General features: G+C 63.0%; 16 protein-coding genes. 6 read left to right on the top strand and 10 right to left on the bottom strand.

The window, feature by feature from the left end:
• Positions 1–111: 111 nt before the first annotated feature.
• The 3 genes from BLU15_RS14690 to mepA all read right to left on the bottom strand — a co-directional run bounded on the left by BLU15_RS14690 (position 112) and on the right by mepA (position 2,782).
• Entirely contained in the window at positions 112–1,131 is a 1,020-nt protein-coding gene (locus BLU15_RS14690) for a glucokinase (RefSeq protein WP_090296393.1), read from the bottom strand.
• Between the two features lie 112 nt (positions 1,132–1,243).
• The gene (locus BLU15_RS14685; protein ID WP_034805003.1) at positions 1,244–1,624 is read right to left on the bottom strand and encodes a methylglyoxal synthase; all 381 of its coding nucleotides are present in this window, start codon (positions 1,622–1,624) and stop codon (positions 1,244–1,246) included.
• A 105-nt stretch (positions 1,625–1,729) separates the two neighbouring features.
• Positions 1,730–2,782, bottom strand: coding sequence for a penicillin-insensitive murein endopeptidase (mepA, locus tag BLU15_RS14680; RefSeq protein ID WP_090296126.1), 1,053 nt, complete (start codon positions 2,780–2,782; stop codon positions 1,730–1,732).
• Between the two features lie 231 nt (positions 2,783–3,013).
• Between mepA and BLU15_RS14675 the strand changes: the two genes are divergently transcribed.
• The 5 genes from BLU15_RS14675 to BLU15_RS14655 all read left to right on the top strand — a co-directional run bounded on the left by BLU15_RS14675 (position 3,014) and on the right by BLU15_RS14655 (position 9,874).
• Entirely contained in the window at positions 3,014–4,873 is a 1,860-nt protein-coding gene (locus BLU15_RS14675) for an extracellular solute-binding protein (protein WP_090296123.1), read from the top strand.
• Positions 4,874–5,050: 177 nt separating this feature from the next.
• Positions 5,051–6,133 carry a microcin C ABC transporter permease YejB gene (locus tag BLU15_RS14670; protein ID WP_034805012.1) on the top strand — a complete coding sequence of 361 codons (1,083 nt, stop codon included), beginning with the start codon at positions 5,051–5,053 and terminating at the stop codon, positions 6,131–6,133.
• Positions 6,133–7,269 carry an ABC transporter permease gene (locus BLU15_RS14665; protein WP_034805015.1) on the top strand — a complete coding sequence of 379 codons (1,137 nt, stop codon included), beginning with the start codon at positions 6,133–6,135 and terminating at the stop codon, positions 7,267–7,269. Before BLU15_RS14670 ends, BLU15_RS14665 begins: the two co-directional genes overlap by 1 nt.
• A gap of 8 nt (positions 7,270–7,277) precedes the next feature.
• Positions 7,278–8,906 (top strand): ABC transporter ATP-binding protein, encoded by a 1,629-nt coding sequence (locus BLU15_RS14660; RefSeq protein ID WP_034805312.1) that lies wholly within the window; start codon positions 7,278–7,280, stop codon positions 8,904–8,906.
• Between the two features lie 8 nt (positions 8,907–8,914).
• Positions 8,915–9,874: a 2-hydroxyacid dehydrogenase gene (locus BLU15_RS14655; RefSeq protein ID WP_090296121.1), complete on the top strand. Its 960-nt coding sequence runs from the start codon at positions 8,915–8,917 to the stop codon at positions 9,872–9,874.
• Positions 9,875–10,019: 145 nt separating this feature from the next.
• Here BLU15_RS14655 and BLU15_RS14650 read toward each other — a convergent pair whose 3' ends face one another.
• The 3 genes from BLU15_RS14650 to BLU15_RS14640 form a co-directional block, all read right to left on the bottom strand.
• Entirely contained in the window at positions 10,020–10,874 is an 855-nt protein-coding gene (locus BLU15_RS14650) for a C40 family peptidase (RefSeq protein WP_034805036.1), read from the bottom strand.
• A gap of 6 nt (positions 10,875–10,880) precedes the next feature.
• Positions 10,881–11,231: a MarR family transcriptional regulator gene (locus BLU15_RS14645; protein WP_034805040.1), complete on the bottom strand. Its 351-nt coding sequence runs from the start codon at positions 11,229–11,231 to the stop codon at positions 10,881–10,883.
• Positions 11,232–11,318: 87 nt separating this feature from the next.
• Complete coding sequence (locus BLU15_RS14640) at positions 11,319–12,710, bottom strand: leucyl aminopeptidase family protein (protein WP_090296118.1); 1,392 nt, start codon at positions 12,708–12,710, stop codon at positions 11,319–11,321.
• Between the two features lie 131 nt (positions 12,711–12,841).
• On the opposite strand from BLU15_RS14640, the gene BLU15_RS14635 reads away from it, so the two are divergent.
• Complete coding sequence (locus BLU15_RS14635; RefSeq protein WP_060609554.1) at positions 12,842–13,666, top strand: tetratricopeptide repeat protein; 825 nt, start codon at positions 12,842–12,844, stop codon at positions 13,664–13,666.
• Between the two features lie 168 nt (positions 13,667–13,834).
• On the opposite strand, the gene BLU15_RS14630 is transcribed toward BLU15_RS14635, so the two are convergent.
• The 4 genes from BLU15_RS14630 to BLU15_RS14615 are packed head-to-tail and all read right to left on the bottom strand — an operon-like array spanning position 13,835 to position 18,620.
• Positions 13,835–14,821 carry a type II secretion system F family protein gene (locus tag BLU15_RS14630; RefSeq protein WP_060609557.1) on the bottom strand — a complete coding sequence of 329 codons (987 nt, stop codon included), beginning with the start codon at positions 14,819–14,821 and terminating at the stop codon, positions 13,835–13,837.
• A 9-nt stretch (positions 14,822–14,830) separates the two neighbouring features.
• A complete protein-coding gene (locus BLU15_RS14625) occupies positions 14,831–15,841 on the bottom strand; it encodes a type II secretion system F family protein (protein ID WP_060609560.1) in 1,011 nt (336 codons plus the stop codon).
• A gap of 8 nt (positions 15,842–15,849) precedes the next feature.
• Complete coding sequence (locus tag BLU15_RS14620; RefSeq protein ID WP_060580522.1) at positions 15,850–17,316, bottom strand: CpaF family protein; 1,467 nt, start codon at positions 17,314–17,316, stop codon at positions 15,850–15,852.
• A 17-nt stretch (positions 17,317–17,333) separates the two neighbouring features.
• Positions 17,334–18,620 carry an AAA family ATPase gene (locus tag BLU15_RS14615; RefSeq protein ID WP_060580521.1) on the bottom strand — a complete coding sequence of 429 codons (1,287 nt, stop codon included), beginning with the start codon at positions 18,618–18,620 and terminating at the stop codon, positions 17,334–17,336.
• Positions 18,621–18,638 lie beyond the last annotated feature (18 nt).

The following is an 18,638-nucleotide window of genomic DNA, read 5'->3' as shown; positions in this document are numbered from 1 at the left end:
AAGCCCGTCTTCCCTGGAACCAACCTGGAGGGCCGGCATCCGGCCCGATCTTTCCCGGCGCTCTATAGTGGTTTGATATCACTTTGGCGAGTCTTTGCGCGCGCAGCGGGGTCAGCTTCTCCAGCGGCGTCCTTCCGTTGCCACACCGAAATCCCTCGGCGTGCGGGCAAAAGCGGCCAAACCGGAGAGCGCCGCCATCGGGTGAATGACGGCAAAGGTGGGGATCGTCCGCATCAGCGCCGAGTGCGGCGCCTTGTCCTCGAACGCAGCACGGAAGGGCGACTTCAAGAGCGCCGGCAGGATCTTCTGCGAGATGCCGCCCGCCAGAAAAACGCCGCCACGCGCCATGAAGATCAGCGCCATGTCGCCGGCGACCCGCCCGAGATAGGTCGAGAACAGCGAGATGGTCTCGATCGCCGCCCTGTCGCTGTCGGCCAGTGCGTGCGTCGTTACTTCCGCGGGGTCCGTCAGAACCGGGTCAACGCCATCGGCGGCGCAGACCGCGCGGTAAAGGTTCATGATGCCGCGGCCGCAGAGGATCTGCTCGCCGGCCATGCGGCCTTCGATCGGCTCGAGAAAGGGCCAGATCTGGAAGTCGCGCTCAGTGCGCGGACCGATATCGACATGTCCGCCTTCGCCCGGCACCGGGAACCAAGTGTGCTGGGCAAAGACGAGACCGCCGACGCCAAGGCCCGTTCCCGGACCCAGCACGACGCGGGAGGTCAGCGGCCGAATGCTGCCGCCGCCGATCTGCACCAGATCCTCATCCGCCGGAGCGGCGACGGCAAGCGCCTGCGCCTCGAAGTCGTTGATGATGAGCACGTCTTCGAGGCCGAGGCTCGAAAGCATGTCCTTCGGCCGGATCACCCAGCCGGCGTTGGTCAACGGAATTTCGTCGCCCCGAATCGGACCAGCGACCGCCAGGATCGCCGAGCGCGGCTGCACGGAGGTCTTGTCGAGAATGCTCTTCTGCAGCGCCTCCTCGATCGTCTCGAAATCACCGGTCTTGATCGGCGGCAGCTGCTTCGGGTCGGCAAAAGCGTCGATGAGCAGGGCGAAGCGCGCATTGGTGCCGCCGATGTCGCCGATCAGGATCGGAAAAGGAAAGCTGTGTTCACTGGTACCGGACATCGCAAGATCCATCCTGATCGTCATCTTGGGTTGCTGAACTGTCTATCAGACAGAACGGGATGAGGAAAAGTGCGGGAGGATTTCAGTAGCATCTGCCCGCCGGGAGCCCGCATCATCTGGGGTTCAGGTCGATCAACTGCTCGGCCGTTGCACGATTGAGCGCCATCGGAATGTCGTAGACGATGGCGAGGCGCATCAGCGCCTTGACGTCGACATCGTGCGGCATGGCGGTCAGCGGATCGACGAAGAAGATCAGCAGTTGCACTTCGCCGGTGGCGATCATCGCGCCGATCTGCTGATCACCGCCGAGGGGGCCGCTTTTCAGCCGGGTGATATCGAGGCTTGGGCAGACGTCGAGGACGCGACCGCCGGTCGTGCCGGTGGCAACGATCCGCCAGTCAGCCAGAACCGTCTCGTGCGCCTTGGCAAAGTCCGCAAGATCGTCCTTCTTCTGATCATGCGCGATCAGCGCAACACATTTCCGATCCGCCATGCCGGGCCCCGCATCAATATTTAAATCGATTTGATTGCCCTATACATGAGCGCCACGGGAATGGGAAGGCTGATGCCTCCCCGCCCCGCTCGTGTGTCCTTAATCCTACTGCAGCGTCGGACGCGCCATTGGTACGGGGATATCGGCCGGAGGGACATCACCGGACGCACCGATCACCTGCTCGATGCTATCGTTCGCTGCGGCCGGCGCGGCAGCCCGGTAGGCCGTGCCAAAAGTGGCGGCGGCTTCCGAGGCCGGCGCCGGGCCGTTCAGGACCAGAGCGCAGGCCTTCGGCAAATCGGCAAGCGTCGTCACCTTCGGCTTGACCGGCTTCGCGTTCGGCTTCTTCGTCGGCTTCGCCCATGGCTCGTCGGTGAACCACCAGGCCAGCGACTTGTCGCAGCCGTCGCCCGCCGGCACTTCCGCCTGATCCTTGCAGGTCGAAGCGCCGGCGGGGCACTTGATGCGGATGTGGAAGTGATAGTCGTGGCCGTAGATCGGCCGGACCTTGCCAAGATTCGTGCGGTCGCCCGTCCAGGTATCGCAGAGCTTCTTCTTGATCGCCGGATTGACGAAGACGCGCTCCACCTGCGGGTAGCTCGCCGCCAACATGATCAGCTGCGCGTGCTTCGGCGTCCAGATCGAACGGTCGACCGTCAGGAATTTGTTCTTCTGCAACATCGAGGTGGCGGAGATGTCCTCGCGCTCGCGATAGGTAAGCGTGCGTTGCGGCATCGGCGTCAGCCAGATATCGGCATCGAGCCCGATCTGGTGCGAGGCGTGGCCCGACAGCATCGGCCCGCCGCGTGGCTGCGAGATATCGCCGAGCAACAGGCCCGGCCAGCCGACCTTGTCGGCGGCGTCGTGGGAAAACTGCTCGATCAGCGCGATCATCTGCGGATGGCCCCAGCGGCGGTTGCGCGACAGCCGCATTGCCTGCCAGGTCGGCCCGTCGGTCGGGATGGCGACACCGCCGGCTAGGCATCCCTTCGCATAGAAGCCGTAGGAATTTGCCGCCATCTCGGCAGGCAGGGCCTTGGCGCCGAAAAGCGCCTTGGCCGGCGTTTCGTCCGCCGCGGCGTTGTCGGCGATCAGGAGGCTTGTTCCGAGCAGCAGCGCAAGAAACGCCGAGCCGCAACGTCGAAATGGAGCAATCATTGAATTTCGTCCCGTTTGTCTCGCGGCGAGCGGCGCCGTTGTGCGGCATGCCTCTCCGGCGAACCCCGATCCTAAGGCCCCGTCTTTGCCTCAGCCTTACGCGTTACATGCTTGTGAATCACCGGGATGTGACTCAAAAATTTGGCCTGATTTGCGGCAGTGCCTGTCATTTGCCCTGATTTCGCCTATGCTCTCGCAAAAGAAGATTGAAATATAAGGGGTACCGGCTGGATGCCAAACTTCTGCAGGACCGTGAAACCTGGCCTCGCTGCCTCGCTACTGACAGCGGCGTTCCTTCTCCTCCCTCCTGCAGGCAATGCCCAAGAACAGCCCGTCTGGCGCTACGGAACATCGTCAATCGGTGAACTGAAATACAAGCCCGATTTTGCGCGCTTCGACTACGTCAATCCTGACGCTCCCAAGGGTGGAGAGCTGCGCCTGTCGGAGAGCGGTACATTCGATACCTTCAATCCGATTCTCTCCAAGGGCGAGGCGGCGAGCGGCGTAACCTCGCTCGTCTTCGATACGTTGTTGAAATCGGCCGAGGACGAGATCACAACCGCCTATGGGCTGCTGGCCGAGGGCGTTTCCTATCCCGACGATATTTCCTCCGCGACGTTTCGCCTGCGCGCCGAGGCCAAGTGGGCTGACGGCAAGCCGGTGACGCCGGAGGACGTGGTCTTTTCGTTCGAAAAAGTGAAGGAACACAATCCGCTTCTGTCCAACTACTACCGCCACGTGGTTTCGGCGGAAAAGACTGGCGACCGCGACGTCACCTTCCGCTTCGACGAGAAGAACAACCACGAAATGCCGAACATCCTCGGCCAGTTCCCCATCGTGCCGAAACACTGGTGGGAAGGCGAGGACGAGAAGGGCAACAAGCGCGACATCAGCCGCACGACGCTGGAGCCGGTGATGGGCTCAGGCCCCTACAAGATTGCGTCGTTCCAGGCCGGCGGCTCGATCCGCTTCGAACGCAGGGACGACTATTGGGGCAAGAGCCTCAACGTCAATGTCGGGCAATATAATTTCGGCGTGATCAGCTATGCCTTCTTCAGCGACAGGAACGTGCAGTTCGAAGCCTTCCGCGCCGGCAACGTCGATTTCTACCAGGACAACAGTGCCAGTCACTGGGCGACCGCCTATGACTTTCCGGCGATGAAGGATGGCCGTGTGGTCCGCGAGGAGATCGAGAACCCGCTGCGCGCAGCCGGCATCATGCAAGCCTTCGTGCCGAACATGCGCCGCGACAAATTCAAGGATCAGCGCGTGCGCGAGGCGCTGAACTACGCCTTCGACTTCGAGGATCTGAACCGCAACCTCGCCTACAACGCCTTCCAGCGTGTCGACAGCTACTTCTGGGGCACCGAGCTTGCCTCCAAGGCTTTGCCGGAAGGACGCGAGAAGGCCATTCTGGAGGAACTGAAGGACAAGGTTCCTCCAGAAGTCTTCACCGCGCCCTACGCGAACCCGGTCAACGGCGACCCACAGAAGGTGCGCGACAACCTGCGCAAGGCGCTGGCGCTGTTCAAGGAGGCGGGCTACGAACTCAAGGGCAACCGCCTGGTCAACGTAAAGAGCGGCGAGCCCTTCAGCTTCGAATTGCTCTTGGCCAACCCCTCGTTCGAGCGCACCGTCACGCCGTTCATCAACAGCGTGAAGAAGATCGGCATCGATGCGCGCATCCGGACCGTCGACGATTCGCAATACACCAACCGCGTCCGAAGCTTCGACTATGACATGATCTACGGCATCTGGGCGCAAACACTGGTTCCCGGCAACGAGCAGATCGACTACTGGGGTTCGGCTTCGGTCAATCAGCAGGGATCGAGAAACTATGCCGGCATATCCGATCCGGCGATCGACGAACTCATCCGCAGGATCATCTTCGCGCCCAACCACGACGAACTGGTGGCAACAACACGGGCCCTCGATCGCGTTCTTCTCGCCCATCACTTCGTGGTTCCGCTGTTCTACTCGCGCTCGGTTCGCGTGGCTTACTGGAACCAGCTCGCCCGTCCGCAGGAACTGCCCTACTACGGAATAGGCTTTCCGGACGCGTGGTGGTCGAAAAACGCCTCCCCCAAATGAAGTCCTTGCACTCGAATGGCGTCTCGATTCCAAATGCAAAAAAACGAATCACTGAAACAAGCCCCGATCCGGGCCTGACAGCCGCAAGGAGACACAGGGATTGAGACACCATAGACGGCTTGCCGACGCTTCGCCGGTCCGGGCCACCGCCCACACGTCGATCGAAAGGCCCGCCTGATGGGTGCCTACATCCTGCGCCGCCTGCTTTTGATGATCCCGACGATCTTCGGGATCATGGCGATCTCCTTCATCGTGGTGCAATTCGCGCCCGGCGGCCCGGTCGAGCAGGTGATCTCGGACCTGACCAATGCCGGCGGCTCCGATCGCCTGTCGGGCAGCAGCGGCGACCTGATGCAGGCCGGCGGCGACGAAGGCGGGCGCTATCGCGGCGCTCAAGGGCTTGACCCGGAGTTCATCGCCAAGCTCGAAAAGCAGTTCGGCTTCGACAAGCCGCCGCTCGAACGCTTCGCTACCATGATGTGGAACTATCTCCGCTTCGATTTCGGCGAGAGCTTCTTCCGCAACACCTCGGTGATCGATCTGATCAAGGAGAAGATGCCGGTCTCGATCTCGCTCGGGCTGTGGATCCTTCTATTCTCCTACGCGATCTCCATCCCGCTCGGCATCAAGAAGGCCGTATCCGACGGTTCGGCCTTCGACGTCTGGACCTCGGGCATCATCGTCATCGGCTACGCCGTGCCGAGCTTCCTCTTCGGCATCCTGCTGATCGTCGTCTTTGCCGGCGGCTCGTTCTTCGACTGGTTCCCGCTGCGTGGTATCGTCTCCGACAATTTCTGGGATTTGCCCTGGTGGCAGAAGATCCTCGACTACATCTGGCACATGACGCTGCCGCTGATCACGCTGCTGCTCTCGGCCTTTGCGACGACGACGCTGCTCACCAAGAATTCCTTCATCGACGAAATCAAGAAGCAGTATGTAACGACGGCACGGGCCAAGGGCCTGACCGACGGCCAGGTGCTCTATGGCCACGTCTTCCGCAACGCCATGCTGATCATCATCGCCGGCTTCCCCGGCGCCTTCATCTCGGCCTTCTTCACCGGCTCGCTTTTGATCGAATACATCTTCTCGCTCGATGGCCTCGGCCGGCTCGGCTATGATTCGGTCGTCAAGCGCGACTATCCGATCGTCTTTGCCACGCTCTTCATCTTCTCGCTGATGGGCCTGCTCGTCAGCCTGCTGTCGGACCTCATCTACACCTGGGTCGATCCGCGCATCGATTTCGAGCGGAGGGACGTCTGATGGCAAGCCTCGCAACGTCCCCGACCGCTGTGGCGCCGCGTGGCTGGTTGTCACCGGTCAACCAGCGCCGCTGGCAGAATTTCAAGGCGAACCGACGCGGCTACTGGTCGCTTTGGCTGTTCCTGGCGCTGTTCGGGCTCAGCCTGGTCGGTGAACTGATCGCCAACGACAAGCCGATCATCGCCTCCTACAAGGGCGAGCTTTTGTTCCCTGTCGTCATCGACTATCCGGAGGAAAAGTTCGGCGGCTTCCTGGCCGAGACCGACTATCGCTCCGACTTCATCCGCGACGAGATCGAGGCCAATGGCTGGATGATCTGGCCGCCGGTGCGCTATTCCTACCAGACGGTCAATTCCAACATCCCGCATTCGGCGCCGACCAAGCCGTTCTGGCTGATGGACAAGGAAGAGCGCTGCTCCGCCTACCCTGACAAGACCAACGACCGGAACTGCATCGTCGGAAACCTCAATTGGCTCGGCACCGATGACCAGGCCCGCGACGTCTTTGCGCGCATGATCTATGGCTTCCGCATATCGGTGCTCTTCGGCCTGACGCTCACCATCGCCTCGGCGGTGATCGGTGTCACCGCCGGCGCCATCCAGGGTTATTTCGGCGGCTGGACCGACCTCCTGATGCAGCGTTTCATCGAGATCTGGTCGTCGATGCCGGTGCTCTACATTCTCCTGATCATCGCCGCGATCCTGCCGCCAGGCTTCTTCATCCTGCTTGGTATCATGCTCTTGTTCTCCTGGGTCGGTTTCGTCGGTGTCGTGCGCGCCGAGTTCCTGCGGGCTCGCAATTTCGAATACGTCAACGCGGCACGCGCGCTCGGCGTCGGCAATGGCACGATCATGTATCGCCACCTCCTGCCGAACGCGATGGTGGCGACGCTGACCTTCCTGCCCTTCATCCTCTCTGGCTCGATCACGACGCTGACTTCGCTCGACTTCCTCGGCTTCGGCATGCCGCCGGGATCGCCCTCGCTCGGCGAGATGATCGCCCAGGGCAAGTCCAACCTGCAGGCGCCCTGGCTGGGGCTGACGGCCTTCTGCGTCATGTCGCTGATGCTGTCGCTGCTGATCTTCGTGGGCGAAGCGACGCGCGATGCCTTCGATCCGAGAAAGACGTTCCGGTGAGCGCGACGATGACAGATCCAATCCTCTCCGTCCGTGACCTTTCCGTCGCCTTTCACCAGGGCGGCAACACCTCCGTTGCCGTCGACCATATCTCCTTCGACATCAGGCGCGGCGAGACCGTGGCGCTTGTCGGCGAATCCGGTTCGGGCAAATCGGTCTCGGCCAACTCGATCCTGAAGCTCTTGCCCTACCCGTCCGCCAGCCACCCGAGCGGCGAAATCGTCTTCAACGGCAAGGACCTGCTGAAAGCCAGCGATGCGGAGCTGCGCCACGCCCGCGGCAACGACATCACCATGATCTTCCAGGAGCCGATGACCTCGCTCAACCCGCTGCATTCGATCGAGCGGCAGATCGGCGAGATCCTCGAACTGCACCAGGGGCTGGAGGGTGCAGCGCGGCGCACGCGCATTCTCGAGCTGCTCAACCAGGTCGGCATCCGCGAGCCGGAGAAGCGGCTGAGCGCCTATCCGCACGAGCTCTCGGGTGGCCAGCGCCAGCGTGTGATGATCGCGATGGCGCTCGCCAACCGACCGGAACTCTTGATCGCCGACGAGCCGACGACCGCACTCGACGTCACCGTGCAGGCACAGATCCTCGAGCTGTTGAAGACGCTCAAGGATGAGCACGGCATGTCGATGCTGTTCATCACCCATGACCTCGGCATCGTGCGCAAGATCGCCGATCGGGTCTGCGTCATGACCAAGGGCAAGATCGTCGAAACGGGACCGACCGCCGAGATCTTTGCCAATCCGCAGCATGCCTACACCCGCCATCTGCTCGCCTCCGAGCCGAAGGGCAATCCGCCGCCGTCTGACGCGTCAAAGCCGATCGTGATGGAAGCCTCTGAGATGAAGGTGTGGTTCCCAATCAAGGCGGGATTCCTGCGCAAGGTGGTCGATCATGTGAAGGCCGTCGACGGCATCGATCTGAAGCTGCGTGCAGGCCAGACACTCGGCGTCGTCGGCGAATCCGGCTCCGGCAAGACGACGCTCGGGCTTGCGTTGACGCGGCTGATCTCGTCGAAGGGTCGCATCGCCTTCATCGGCAAGGACATCGACCGCTACAGCTTCAACGAGATGCGGCCGCTTCGAAACCGGATGCAGATCGTCTTCCAGGATCCCTACGGCTCACTCAGCCCGCGCATGTCGGTGGCCGATATCATCGCCGAAGGCCTGAAAATCCACGAGCGCTCCCTATCCGACAACGAGCGCGACGCCCGCGTCGCGGCGGCGCTCGAAGAAGTGGGCCTCGATCCCGCGACCCGCTGGCGCTATCCGCACGAGTTCTCCGGCGGCCAGCGGCAGCGCATCGCCATTGCCCGCGCCATGGTGCTTAAGCCGCAATTCGTGATGCTCGACGAGCCGACCTCGGCGCTCGACATGAGCGTGCAGGCGCAGGTGGTCGACCTCCTGCGGGACCTGCAGAGCAAACACGACCTCGCCTATCTGTTCATCAGCCACGACCTCAAGGTCGTGCGCGCCCTTGCCAACGAGATGATCGTGATGCGCATGGGCAAGGTGGTGGAGCAGGGCCCGGCCGAACGCATTTTCAATGCCCCGAGCCAGGACTACACGAAGGCGCTGATGGCTGCCGCCTTCAACCTCGAAGCCGTCAACTTGACCGCGATCCGCCAATAGGTGCCCGAATGTCCGCAAAAAGCCCCGTCATCGTCGATCTGAAGTTCATTCCGGAGGAGGTCGAGGCGGCGCTTCGCGGGGCCTTCCCGGATCGCGAGGTGATCAACCGCGCCGATGCCGTGCACCACAACCGCGACCTCTCGGGCATCGACTATGCGGTCGTCTGGAAGTCGGCACCGGACCTCTTCGAAAGGGCACCGGACCTCAAGGTGGTGTTCTCCGGCGGCGCCGGCGTCGATCATGTGCTTACGCTGCCCGGCCTTCCCGAAGTGCCGCTCGTGCGCTTCGTCGACCAGACACTGACGACGCGCATGAGCGAATGGGTGGTCATGCAGTGCCTCATGCACCTGCGCCAGCACCGCACCTACGAGGCGCAGGCGGCGAAACGCGAATGGCGCGACCTGACCCAGCCAGAAGCCGCCGACATCACCGTCGGCATCATGGGCATGGGCGTGCTTGGCCAGGACGCCGCCCGCAAGCTCTCGGCCATGGGCTTCAAGGTCATCGGCTGGTCGCGCAGCAAGCGCGACGTCGCCGGCATCGAGACCTTTGGCGGCAACGAACTCGACAGCTTCCTGGCACGCAGCGACTTCCTTGTCGGCCTGCTGCCGCTGACGCCGGACACCCGCGGCATTTTCAACCTGCGCCTGTTTGCAAGGCTCAGCCGTAACGGCCCGTTCGGCGCGCCTGTTTTCATCAATGCCGGCCGCGGCGGTAGCCAGCTCGAAGCGGACATCCTGAAGGCGCTCGACAGCGGCGTGCTCGCTGGTGCCTCGCTCGACGTTTTCGAGCAGGAGCCGCTTGCCCAGGACAGCCGTTTCTGGACCCTGCCCAACGTCTACGTCACACCGCACGTGGCGGCATCCTCCGACGTCAAGGCCCTCTTCCGCCATGTGGAGCAGCAGATCGCCCGCTTCGAAGGCGGACAGGCGCTCGAACACGTCGTCGACAAAGTAGCCGGCTACTGATCCAGCGAAAGCGAGGTGCGACGCTTGCCACGCCGAGCCTCCTGGCAGAGACGCAGCGTCGCATTCTGCGACGTGAACGGGTGTTTTGCCTTCATCGGCTACGATTGCGGAGGCTCGCGCCCCCCTACGCTCCGTTTGCGGGCGCTCAGGGACGGCGGTAGCCCGTCGGCTGCTCATAGAGCCAGCCAATCCGCTCGATCGAGGCCTCCAAGCCCTCTCGCGCAACCGTCATCGTGTGACCGTTGGCGTGGATCAGGGTTTCGTCGTCCTCCATCAGCGCGACGTGCCCTTTCCAGAAGACGAGGTCGCCGCGTGTGAGCTCTTCGCGCCCAATCGGCGTTCCCAACCCCGTCGCCTGCATGTCGGAATCGCGCGGCGCCTGCCTGCCGACCATCATCATCGACAATTGCACAAGGCCGGAGCAATCGATGCCGAAGCCGGAACGCCCACCCCAGAGATAGGGTGTTTCGACGAAGCGGGCAGCGACCGAGACATAGTCTCCCGGCACAACACTGCCGACCTCGATGCAGTGATTGGCGATGACCGCCTGGCCGCCGTCGAGCAGAAAGTAGCGCGTGCCCCTCGTTTCGCGTTCATCGACAACCGTCAACCGGCTGCCCATCGACAGCGGATAGACCGTCGGGAAACGCAGATCATGGCCGGTATAGACGAAGGTGCGCGGCGCCGTCACGATATGGGTCGGGCTCTTGACCACCGGCGCAAGGCAATACTCCGGAAGATAGCCGACATAGCCGTCGAGATCGGCCTTCACCCAACACCAGCTTTCGTTGGTGTCGAGTACCCGAACGGATTCGCCGAGCAGCAGCTCGGTGTCGGTGCCGCAGGCGAGATCGGGCTTGGCCCGCAGGGGCGCAACCGGAACAGAGATGCGCGCAACGCTTCCCTCGACGTAGCGTTCGGCTTGCACGACACCGCGTAGCCGGCTCTCTGCGAGGTCGGGGCGATAGGCGTTCAGGCGGCGATCGGGCGGTGTCGACATGTCTACTCACTTCAGCTGCTTGCGGCCCTGATCAATGATCAGGTCACCGAATTTTTCAAGATAGAGAGCACCCTCGACTGTCCTTTTGATGACGACGTTGCGGCGATCACGCTCGTCGCGGGTGCGATCGACTAGTCCAAGCGCTCCCATGGTGTCGAGCGCGCGGGTGATGACCGGCTTGGTGACCCCAAGCGTCGCCGCCAATCCACGCACGGTGTGCGGCGGCGGCACGAGGTAGATGTGCAGCAGGATCGCCAGCTGCCGCAAGGTCAGGTCGCGGCTGTCGACGCGAACCTGGGCGAGCGACACCGAATGCCAAAGCCCGAGGGCCTGGGAGGGCGTTAGCTCGATCGGCAATGGCGGCTCCTACGCGTGATACTGATCCGCCACGATAGCGGCGGATCGTTACGCAAGCGTTTCTTTGCCGGTTACGCCTGGTTGCGGTTACCTCGTCATCTTCTGGACGTGCTGGTAAAGCGCACGGATTGCCTGCGCCTCCCCGCCAACCGTCGAATGCGGGCGCTCGGACGGAGCCCAGCCGAAGATATCGAAATGGACCCAGCTCTTGGCGTTGGTGACGAAGCGCCGGAGGAAGAGTGCCGCAGTGATCGATCCGGCCATGCCGCCCGCAGGCGCGTTGGTGAGGTCGGCGATGCGGGCCGAGACATCCTTGTCATACCCGTTATAGAGCGGCATGCGCCACATCGGATCGTCGACCTCGAGGCTTGCTTCCGTCAGATCGTGGGCCAGATCGGCATCGTCGGTGAAGAAAGGCGGCAGATCCGGGCCGAGCGCGACGCGCGCGGCACCGGTCAGCGTCGCCATGTCGACGAGCAGATCCGTCTTCTCTTCGTCGGCATAGGCGAGCGCGTCGGCAAGGATCAGCCGGCCTTCGGCATCGGTATTGTCGATCTGCACCGTCAGGCCCTTGCGGCTGCGATAGATGTCGCCGGGCCGGAAAGCATTGGCGGAAATAGAGTTTTCGACCACCGGCACGATGACGCGCAGATCCACCTTGAGCTTGGCGTCCATGATCATCAGCGCCAGGCCAAGGACGTTGGCGGCACCGCCCATGTCCTTCTTCATCAGCAGCATGGAGGCCGACGGCTTGATGTCGAGACCGCCGGTATCGAAGCACACGCCCTTGCCGACGAGCGTTACCTTCTTGTGGACCTTCTTGCCCCAGCGCAGCTCCAGCAGGCGCGGAGCCTCGGCGCTGGCGCGGCCGACGGTGTGAACCAGCGGGAAGTTCTGCGTCAGCAGCGCTTCGCCGGTTATGACCGAAACATCGGCCTTGTAGTGGGCGGCAAGCGCGCGGAACGCGCCTTCGAGCGCTTCCGGTCCCATGTCGTTGGTCGGCGTGTTGATGAGGTCACGGGCGAGGAACACGCCAGCGAGCTGGCGCTTGATGTCGGTCGCGTCCGCATCGGCGGGGATGAGCAGCGTCGGCGGTTCGCCCTTGGCGGACTTGTAGCGCTCGAACCGATAGGAGCCGAGGCCGTAGCCGAGCGCCAGCCGGTTGGCCGTCAGCGGTGCCGTTTCGATATGCCATTTGCCGGCCGGCAGCGCCCGCGCCAGCTTGCCTGCGAGGAACGGCGCTTCCGACGGGTTGCTGCCGAGGCCGAAGAGCGCGCCGCCAAGATGGCCGTCGGCGGACGGGATCAACAGCACCGCGCCGGACTCGGCCGTAAAGCCTGCCTTGCGCGCCCAGTCCAAAGCGATCGGGTCGATCGTCCCCGTCTCGATATGCGCCGGCGTGACGGCGAAGATCGGCAGGGTCTTGCCGGCGCTGGTGTTGAACGGCGACGGCCGCTCGATGAACTGATAGGGAGCCATGAAAGTCCTCGGCTGACAGAGATGGAATCGCGCCATTAACGCTCTGTTAGGGTTAACAGATTATTGCTGGAGTGAAAGTTGCGCCGGTGTTGTCTGAAGTTCAGGTGCGCGAATGCATGCTGGGGACACACATGGCCAAATATACGACCTCATCCTCGAGACGCGCCCGTTTCTTGCAGGGCGCGGCGATCGCGCTGGTGGCGCTTTCGCTTGCCGGCTGCGCCAACCAGCCGAAGAAGGAGCTGACGACGGGGTCGATCTCCAGAACGTCAAAACCGGTGCAGTCGATGACCGCGCCTGAGCTTTCGGCCGCTGCCGAAAGCATCGGCCAGGCCTATGAAAAGAACCCCAAGGATCGCGAAGCGGGCCTCAACTATGCCAATCTCCTGCGCATGACTGGCCGCAATGAGCAGGCGCTTGCGGTGATGCAGCAGGTCGCGATCAACCATCCGTCGGACCGCGAAGTGCTCGGCGCCTACGGCAAGGCACAGGCCGCCGCCGGTCAGCTCGAGCAGGCGCTTGCGACAATCGGCCGGGCGCAGACACCCGACCGTCCGGACTGGAAGCTGAAATCGGCCGAGGGCGCAATCCTCGACCAGCTGGGCCGCGCCCAGGAGGCGCGACTGCGCTACCGCGAGGCTCTCGACCTCAAGCCGAACGAGCCGTCAGTACTCTCCAATCTCGGCATGTCCTATCTTCTGACCAAGGACCTTCGTACCGCCGAAACCTACCTCAAGTCGGCGGCAAGCCAGCCCGGCGCCGACAGCAGCGTGCGCCAGAACCTCGCGCTCGCCGTCGGCCTTCAGGGCCGCTTCCAGGAAGCCGAGACGATCGCCCGCCAGGAGCTTTCCAGCGAGCAGGCGGAAGCGAACGTCGCCTATCTGCGCTCAATGCTGTCGCAGCAGGGCGCATGGAAAGAGCTCGCCAAGGCCGACGACAAGAAGGTCGCCAACTAAGGCGCGCCGCGTTCTTCAGAGACGCTCTTGGTCCCTCTAGCGCTTCCATCTACCGCTACCGTCATCCGCAAAGTCAGCCGCGCACATTTGCGCGGCATGCCTTTGTCCGCCACCGCGCAAGCGGTTTTCGAACCCATGTTTGTAGAGCGCCGACAGCGGCGCCGCTGCCTAGAATTTGTCGGCGACCTGGATGCCGGCCGGTCCAAGGATGACGGCGACCAGCACCGGCAGGAAGAACAGGATCATCGGCACGGTCAGCTTCGGCGGCAGGGCAGCCGCCTTCTTCTCGGCTGCCGTCATGCGCTGGTCGCGGCTTTCCTGTGCAAGCACGCGCAGAGCCTGGCCGATCGGCGTGCCGTAGCGGTCCGCCTGGATCAGCGCCTGGACCACGGACTTCACCTCTTCGAGGCCGGTGCGCTGCCCGAGATTTTCAAGCGCAACCCGGCGGTCGGGCAGGAACGACAGTTCCGCCGTCGTCAGCACCAGCTCTTCCGCCAGCGGCTGCGACTGCGAGGCCACTTCGTCGGCGACGCGACGCATCCCCAGTTCCATCGACACGCCCGATTCGACGCAGATCAGCAGGAGATCCAGCGCATCCGGCCAGGCCCGACGTATCGATGCCTGGCGCTTGGAGACGGCGTTGGCCACCACGATATTCGGCGCGTAAAAGCCGACATAGGCAAAGCCAATCGCGAAGAACAGCCGTACCATCAGCGGCTTGTCGGCAAAATTGCCGAGCACGAAGATATAGACGAGCGCGACGATCAGGAACAGGAAGGGCAGGCAGAAGCGCGCGAACAGGAAGGTGTTGAGCGCGTTCTGCGAACGGAAGCCGGCCATTTTCAACCGGTTGACCGTGTTGTCGTCGACGAGCGCCGAGCGCAGGTTGAGCCGCTCGACGACCTGCCGGATGGAGGCGTTGTTCTGCCCCCGCAGACTTGCCCTGCCGTTTTGAACCTCGGTGGCAAGCCGCGCGCGCTCGCGCGCCCGGATCTGTTCGCGCTCGGTGGCAACGGACTTCATCCGCTTCCCGAGATCGCCGCGATCGAACAGCGGCACGATCAGCGAATAGAAGGTTGCGAGCACGGCGAGCGAAACCAGAATGGCGACGACGACGTTGGGATCGGTCAGGGTCTTGATCAGGTCAGTGCTCATCGACGCCCCTCAGATGTCGAAGTTGATCATGTTGCGCATCACCCAAATGCCGATGCTCATCCAGAACAGGCCGGCACCGATGATCAGATGACCGCGGGGGTCGGTGAAAAGCACCATCATGTAGGCGGGTGATGTCAGGTAGACCAAAAGCGTGACGATGAACGGCAGGGCGCCGATGATGCAGGCCGAGGCCTTGGCTTCCATCGACATGGCGCTGACCTTCGCCCGCATCTTCCTGCGCTCGCGCAGGACCCTGGACAGGTTGCCGAGAGCTTCCGAGAGGTTGCCGCCCGCCTGCGCCTGGATGGCGATCACGATGGCGAAGAAATTCACCTCCGGCAGGGGAATGCTGTTGACCATACGGGCGCAGGCCTCGGTCACGCTCAGGCCCACCTGCTGGGATTCCACCACGCGGCGAAACTCGGTCTTGACCGGCTCCTGGCCGTCGGCGGCGATGAGGCGCAGTGCGTCGTTCAAGGGAAGGCCCGACTTGATGGAGCGGACCATGACTTCGAGCGCGTTCGGGAATTCCTCAAGGAACTTCTTGCAGCGCCGCTTGACCAGGTAGCCGATGAACCAGCGCGGCAGGCCGAGACCGGCGATCATGCCAAAGCCGACGGCAATGGGGAGCCCGGCGCCCAATATCAGCACGACCAGAAAGGCGAAAAAACCGAAGAGCGCGCTGAACAGATAAAAGCGCCCGATGGAGATCGACAGGTCCGCCTGGGTGAGACGCACCTTCATCGAGGGGGTGGCTTTGGCCGAGCGCTCCTGCTGTTTCTTTTCCAGTTCCTTCAGCGAATCCTGGACGGATTTTCGCCGTTTCGACAGTTCGCTCACGCGGTCGCGTGCGGCCTTCATCTTGGCGCGGTCGGTTTCCGCCACGCTGATCTTGCGCACGCGGCCTTCCGCCTTCTTTTCGCTTTCGATGCGCGAGAACAGCAGGCCGTAGGCAAGCGCCGCCGCCGATATGGCGACGAGGGCCGCTAGCGCCAGAACCGTGATGTCTATCCCGAACATCGCAGCTCCTAGCCCTTGTCCATCGCGTCGAGGGTCGCGGCTAGTCGCTTGTCCTCGTTGAAGTAGCGCGCGCGATCCCAGAAGTGCGGCCGGCCGATGCCGGTCGACATATGGCGGCCGATGATCCGCCCGCCGGCGTCTTCGCCATCGATCTCGTAGCGCATCAGGTCCTGGGTGATGATCACGTCGCCTTCCATGCCCACCACCTCGGTGATGTGGGTGATGCGGCGGGAACCATCGCGAAGGCGGGACGCCTGGATGATCACGTCCACCGATCCGGCGATGATCTCGCGCACGGTCTTTGCAGGCAGCGTATAACCGCCAAGCGCGATCATTGATTCCATGCGGCTCAGGCATTCGCGCGGCGTGTTGGCGTGGATGGTTCCCATCGAGCCGTCATGGCCGGTGTTCATCGCCTGCAGCAGGTCGAAGACTTCCGGGCCACGCACTTCGCCGACGATGATGCGTTCGGGGCGCATGCGCAGGCAGTTTTTGATGAGATCGCGCATGGTGATCTCGCCTTCGCCTTCGATGTTCGGTGGGCGGGTTTCGAGGCGCACGACATGCGGCTGCTGCAATTGGAGTTCGGCCGTGTCTTCGCAGGTGATCACGCGCTCATCCGTGTCGATATAGCGTGTCAGGCAATTGAGAAGCGTCGTCTTGCCCGAGCCCGTGCCGCCCGAAATGACGATGTTGCAGCGGACACGACCGATAATCTGCAGGAGAACGGCGCCCTCTGGCGTGATCGAGCCGAAGCGGACCAGCTGCTCGAGCGTCAGCTTGTCTTTCTTGAACTTGCGGATGGTCAGCGCCGTGCCGTCGATGGCGAGCGGTGGGGCAATGACGTTGACGCGGGACCCGTCCGGCAGGCGGGCGTCGCAGATCGGGCTCGATTCGTCGACGCGGCGGCCGACCTGGCCGACGATGCGCTGGCAGATCGAAAGAAGCTGCGCGTTGTCGCGGAACCGGATTTCCGATTCCTGCACTTTACCGGCGACTTCGATGAAGGTCTGGCCGGCACCGTTGACCATGATGTCGGCGATGTCGTCGCGGGCAAGCAACGGTTCGAGCGGACCGTAACCCAGAACGTCGTTGCAGATATCGTCGAGCAGTTCCTCCTGCTCGGAGATCGACATCGCGAAGTTCTTGATCGTGATGATGTCGTTGACGATATCGCGGATTTCCTCGCGCGCGCTCTCCGTATCGAGCTTGGCGAGCTGCGACAGGTCGATCGTGTCGATCAGCGCGGAGAAGACCTGCGATTTCGTGTCGTAGTAGTCTTCCGTCCGCGCCTGCCGCCGTCTTGCTGGCGGGGCGGGCGTCGGCACTCTGGCGCTGGCGGAGGGCGTATCGGCGAGTACCGGCACGGCGCGCTCGACCACCGGCGCTTGCACCGCAGCCACGATCGGCGGAGGGGCGGAAACCGGGGTGCCGCCGCCTTTGCCGAAGCCTTCGTTTCCGCGCTTGCCAAACATCTGCGTAATCCTACTTCCTATTTCCTGCCGAGCGCTGCAAGCATCTTGCCGAGGCCGCCGCGCCGGGCCTTCTTCATCGTCACGCGGCCGGTCAGAAGATGTGCGAGCTGCGAGAAGGTTTCAGCGGCCGGCGCTTTCTTGTCGATTTCGGCGATCATCCGCCCGCTGTTCGAAGCGTTACCGAACAGAGCCGCGTCGAAGGGAATGATGGCCGCGGCTTCGATTTCCAGCGAATCGCAGAACTCGTTGGCGGCAATCTCCGGCCGCTTCGGCATGCCGACCTGGTTCAGCACCAGGTGGGGCGCCTTGTCGTTGGGGCGCAGCCTCTTCAGGGCGTCGAGCAGGTTCTTGGTGTTGCGCAGGCTGGCAAGATCGGGGATCGCCGTGATCACCACCTCGTCGGCTTCGCCGAGCACGGACCGTGTCCAGTCCGTCCACAGGTGCGGAATGTCGAGAACGGAAACGGGGGCGCTGCGCTGCAGGATCTCGAGGATCGGGTGGAAAGCCCCGGTCTCGAAGTCATAGGCGCGGTCGAGCATCGAAGGTGCCGCCAGCAGCGACAGGTGCTCGGAGCACTTGGTCAGCAGACGGTCGAGAAACACCTCGTCCAGGCGCTCCGGCGCAAAGACCGCCTCGGCAATGCCCTGCGGCGGATCCTGGTCGAAATCGATGTTGGCGGTGCCATAGGGCAAGTCGAGATCGGCGAGAATCGTTTCGGTCGAGAACAGGCTGGAGATGCCCCAGGCACAATTGTGCGCGATCACGGACGATCCGCAGCCGCCCTTCGCACCGATGAAGGCGATGCTTCGCCCCAAGGGTTCGGCATCCGGGTCGACGAAGATCGCCGAAACGGCAGTGAGAATGTCCGGCATCGAAACCGGCGCGACCATGTATTCGGAAATGCCGTTGCGGATGAGTTCGCGGTAGAGCCCGATATCGTTGTGCTTGCCGACGAGGATCACCTTGGTGCTGGGATCGCAGACTTCCGCCAGCGGTGCCAGTTCGGTCAGCAGCGACCGCGGTTCCGTCGCCGTCTCGAGAATGATCAGGTTGGGCGTCGATACGGTCGCGAACATGTTGGCGGCGGCATCGATGCTGCCGCTGTTGATGCGCAGGCTCACCTTCGCCATGCGCCGATCCTGGCCGCACCGCTCCATCAGCCGCAACATCGCGTTGCTTTCGCAAAACGCGTGGATCGAAATCCGCGGCAACGGACGAACCTGCTCCAGATCGCTCATACGCGCATCGAAGGACGGGTCGTCCCCCTCGGTCCCAGTCTCGATCCTGTAATCGATGGTACTCATCTTTTCATCCAGCCGATA

The organism is Ensifer sp. YR511 (assembly GCF_900103045.1).
GTDB lineage: Bacteria > Pseudomonadota > Alphaproteobacteria > Rhizobiales > Rhizobiaceae > Ensifer > Ensifer adhaerens.
Note: the sequence above shows the minus strand (reverse complement) of the source record. Positions and strands in the feature narration are given on the sequence as shown.

What these genes read in the sequence shown, in the direction of transcription:
- BLU15_RS14630 (WP_060609557.1), bottom strand. Translation starts at nt 14,821, where the DNA reads ATGAGCACTGACCTGATCAAGACCCTGACCGATCCCAACGTCGTCGTC.
- BLU15_RS14660 (WP_034805312.1), top strand. Translation starts at nt 7,278, where the DNA reads ATGACAGATCCAATCCTCTCCGTCCGTGACCTTTCCGTCGCCTTTCAC.
- BLU15_RS14655 (WP_090296121.1), top strand. Translation starts at nt 8,915, where the DNA reads ATGTCCGCAAAAAGCCCCGTCATCGTCGATCTGAAGTTCATTCCGGAG.
- BLU15_RS14675 (WP_090296123.1), top strand. Translation starts at nt 3,014, where the DNA reads ATGCCAAACTTCTGCAGGACCGTGAAACCTGGCCTCGCTGCCTCGCTA.
- mepA (WP_090296126.1), bottom strand. Translation starts at nt 2,782, where the DNA reads ATGATTGCTCCATTTCGACGTTGCGGCTCGGCGTTTCTTGCGCTGCTG.
- BLU15_RS14650 (WP_034805036.1), bottom strand. Translation starts at nt 10,874, where the DNA reads ATGTCGACACCGCCCGATCGCCGCCTGAACGCCTATCGCCCCGACCTC.
- BLU15_RS14625 (WP_060609560.1), bottom strand. Translation starts at nt 15,841, where the DNA reads ATGTTCGGGATAGACATCACGGTTCTGGCGCTAGCGGCCCTCGTCGCC.
- BLU15_RS14640 (WP_090296118.1), bottom strand. Translation starts at nt 12,710, where the DNA reads ATGGCTCCCTATCAGTTCATCGAGCGGCCGTCGCCGTTCAACACCAGC.
- BLU15_RS14635 (WP_060609554.1), top strand. Translation starts at nt 12,842, where the DNA reads ATGGCCAAATATACGACCTCATCCTCGAGACGCGCCCGTTTCTTGCAG.
- BLU15_RS14685 (WP_034805003.1), bottom strand. Translation starts at nt 1,624, where the DNA reads ATGGCGGATCGGAAATGTGTTGCGCTGATCGCGCATGATCAGAAGAAG.
- BLU15_RS14670 (WP_034805012.1), top strand. Translation starts at nt 5,051, where the DNA reads ATGGGTGCCTACATCCTGCGCCGCCTGCTTTTGATGATCCCGACGATC.
- BLU15_RS14665 (WP_034805015.1), top strand. Translation starts at nt 6,133, where the DNA reads ATGGCAAGCCTCGCAACGTCCCCGACCGCTGTGGCGCCGCGTGGCTGG.
- BLU15_RS14690 (WP_090296393.1), bottom strand. Translation starts at nt 1,131, where the DNA reads ATGTCCGGTACCAGTGAACACAGCTTTCCTTTTCCGATCCTGATCGGC.
- BLU15_RS14615 (WP_060580521.1), bottom strand. Translation starts at nt 18,620, where the DNA reads ATGAGTACCATCGATTACAGGATCGAGACTGGGACCGAGGGGGACGAC.
- BLU15_RS14620 (WP_060580522.1), bottom strand. Translation starts at nt 17,316, where the DNA reads ATGTTTGGCAAGCGCGGAAACGAAGGCTTCGGCAAAGGCGGCGGCACC.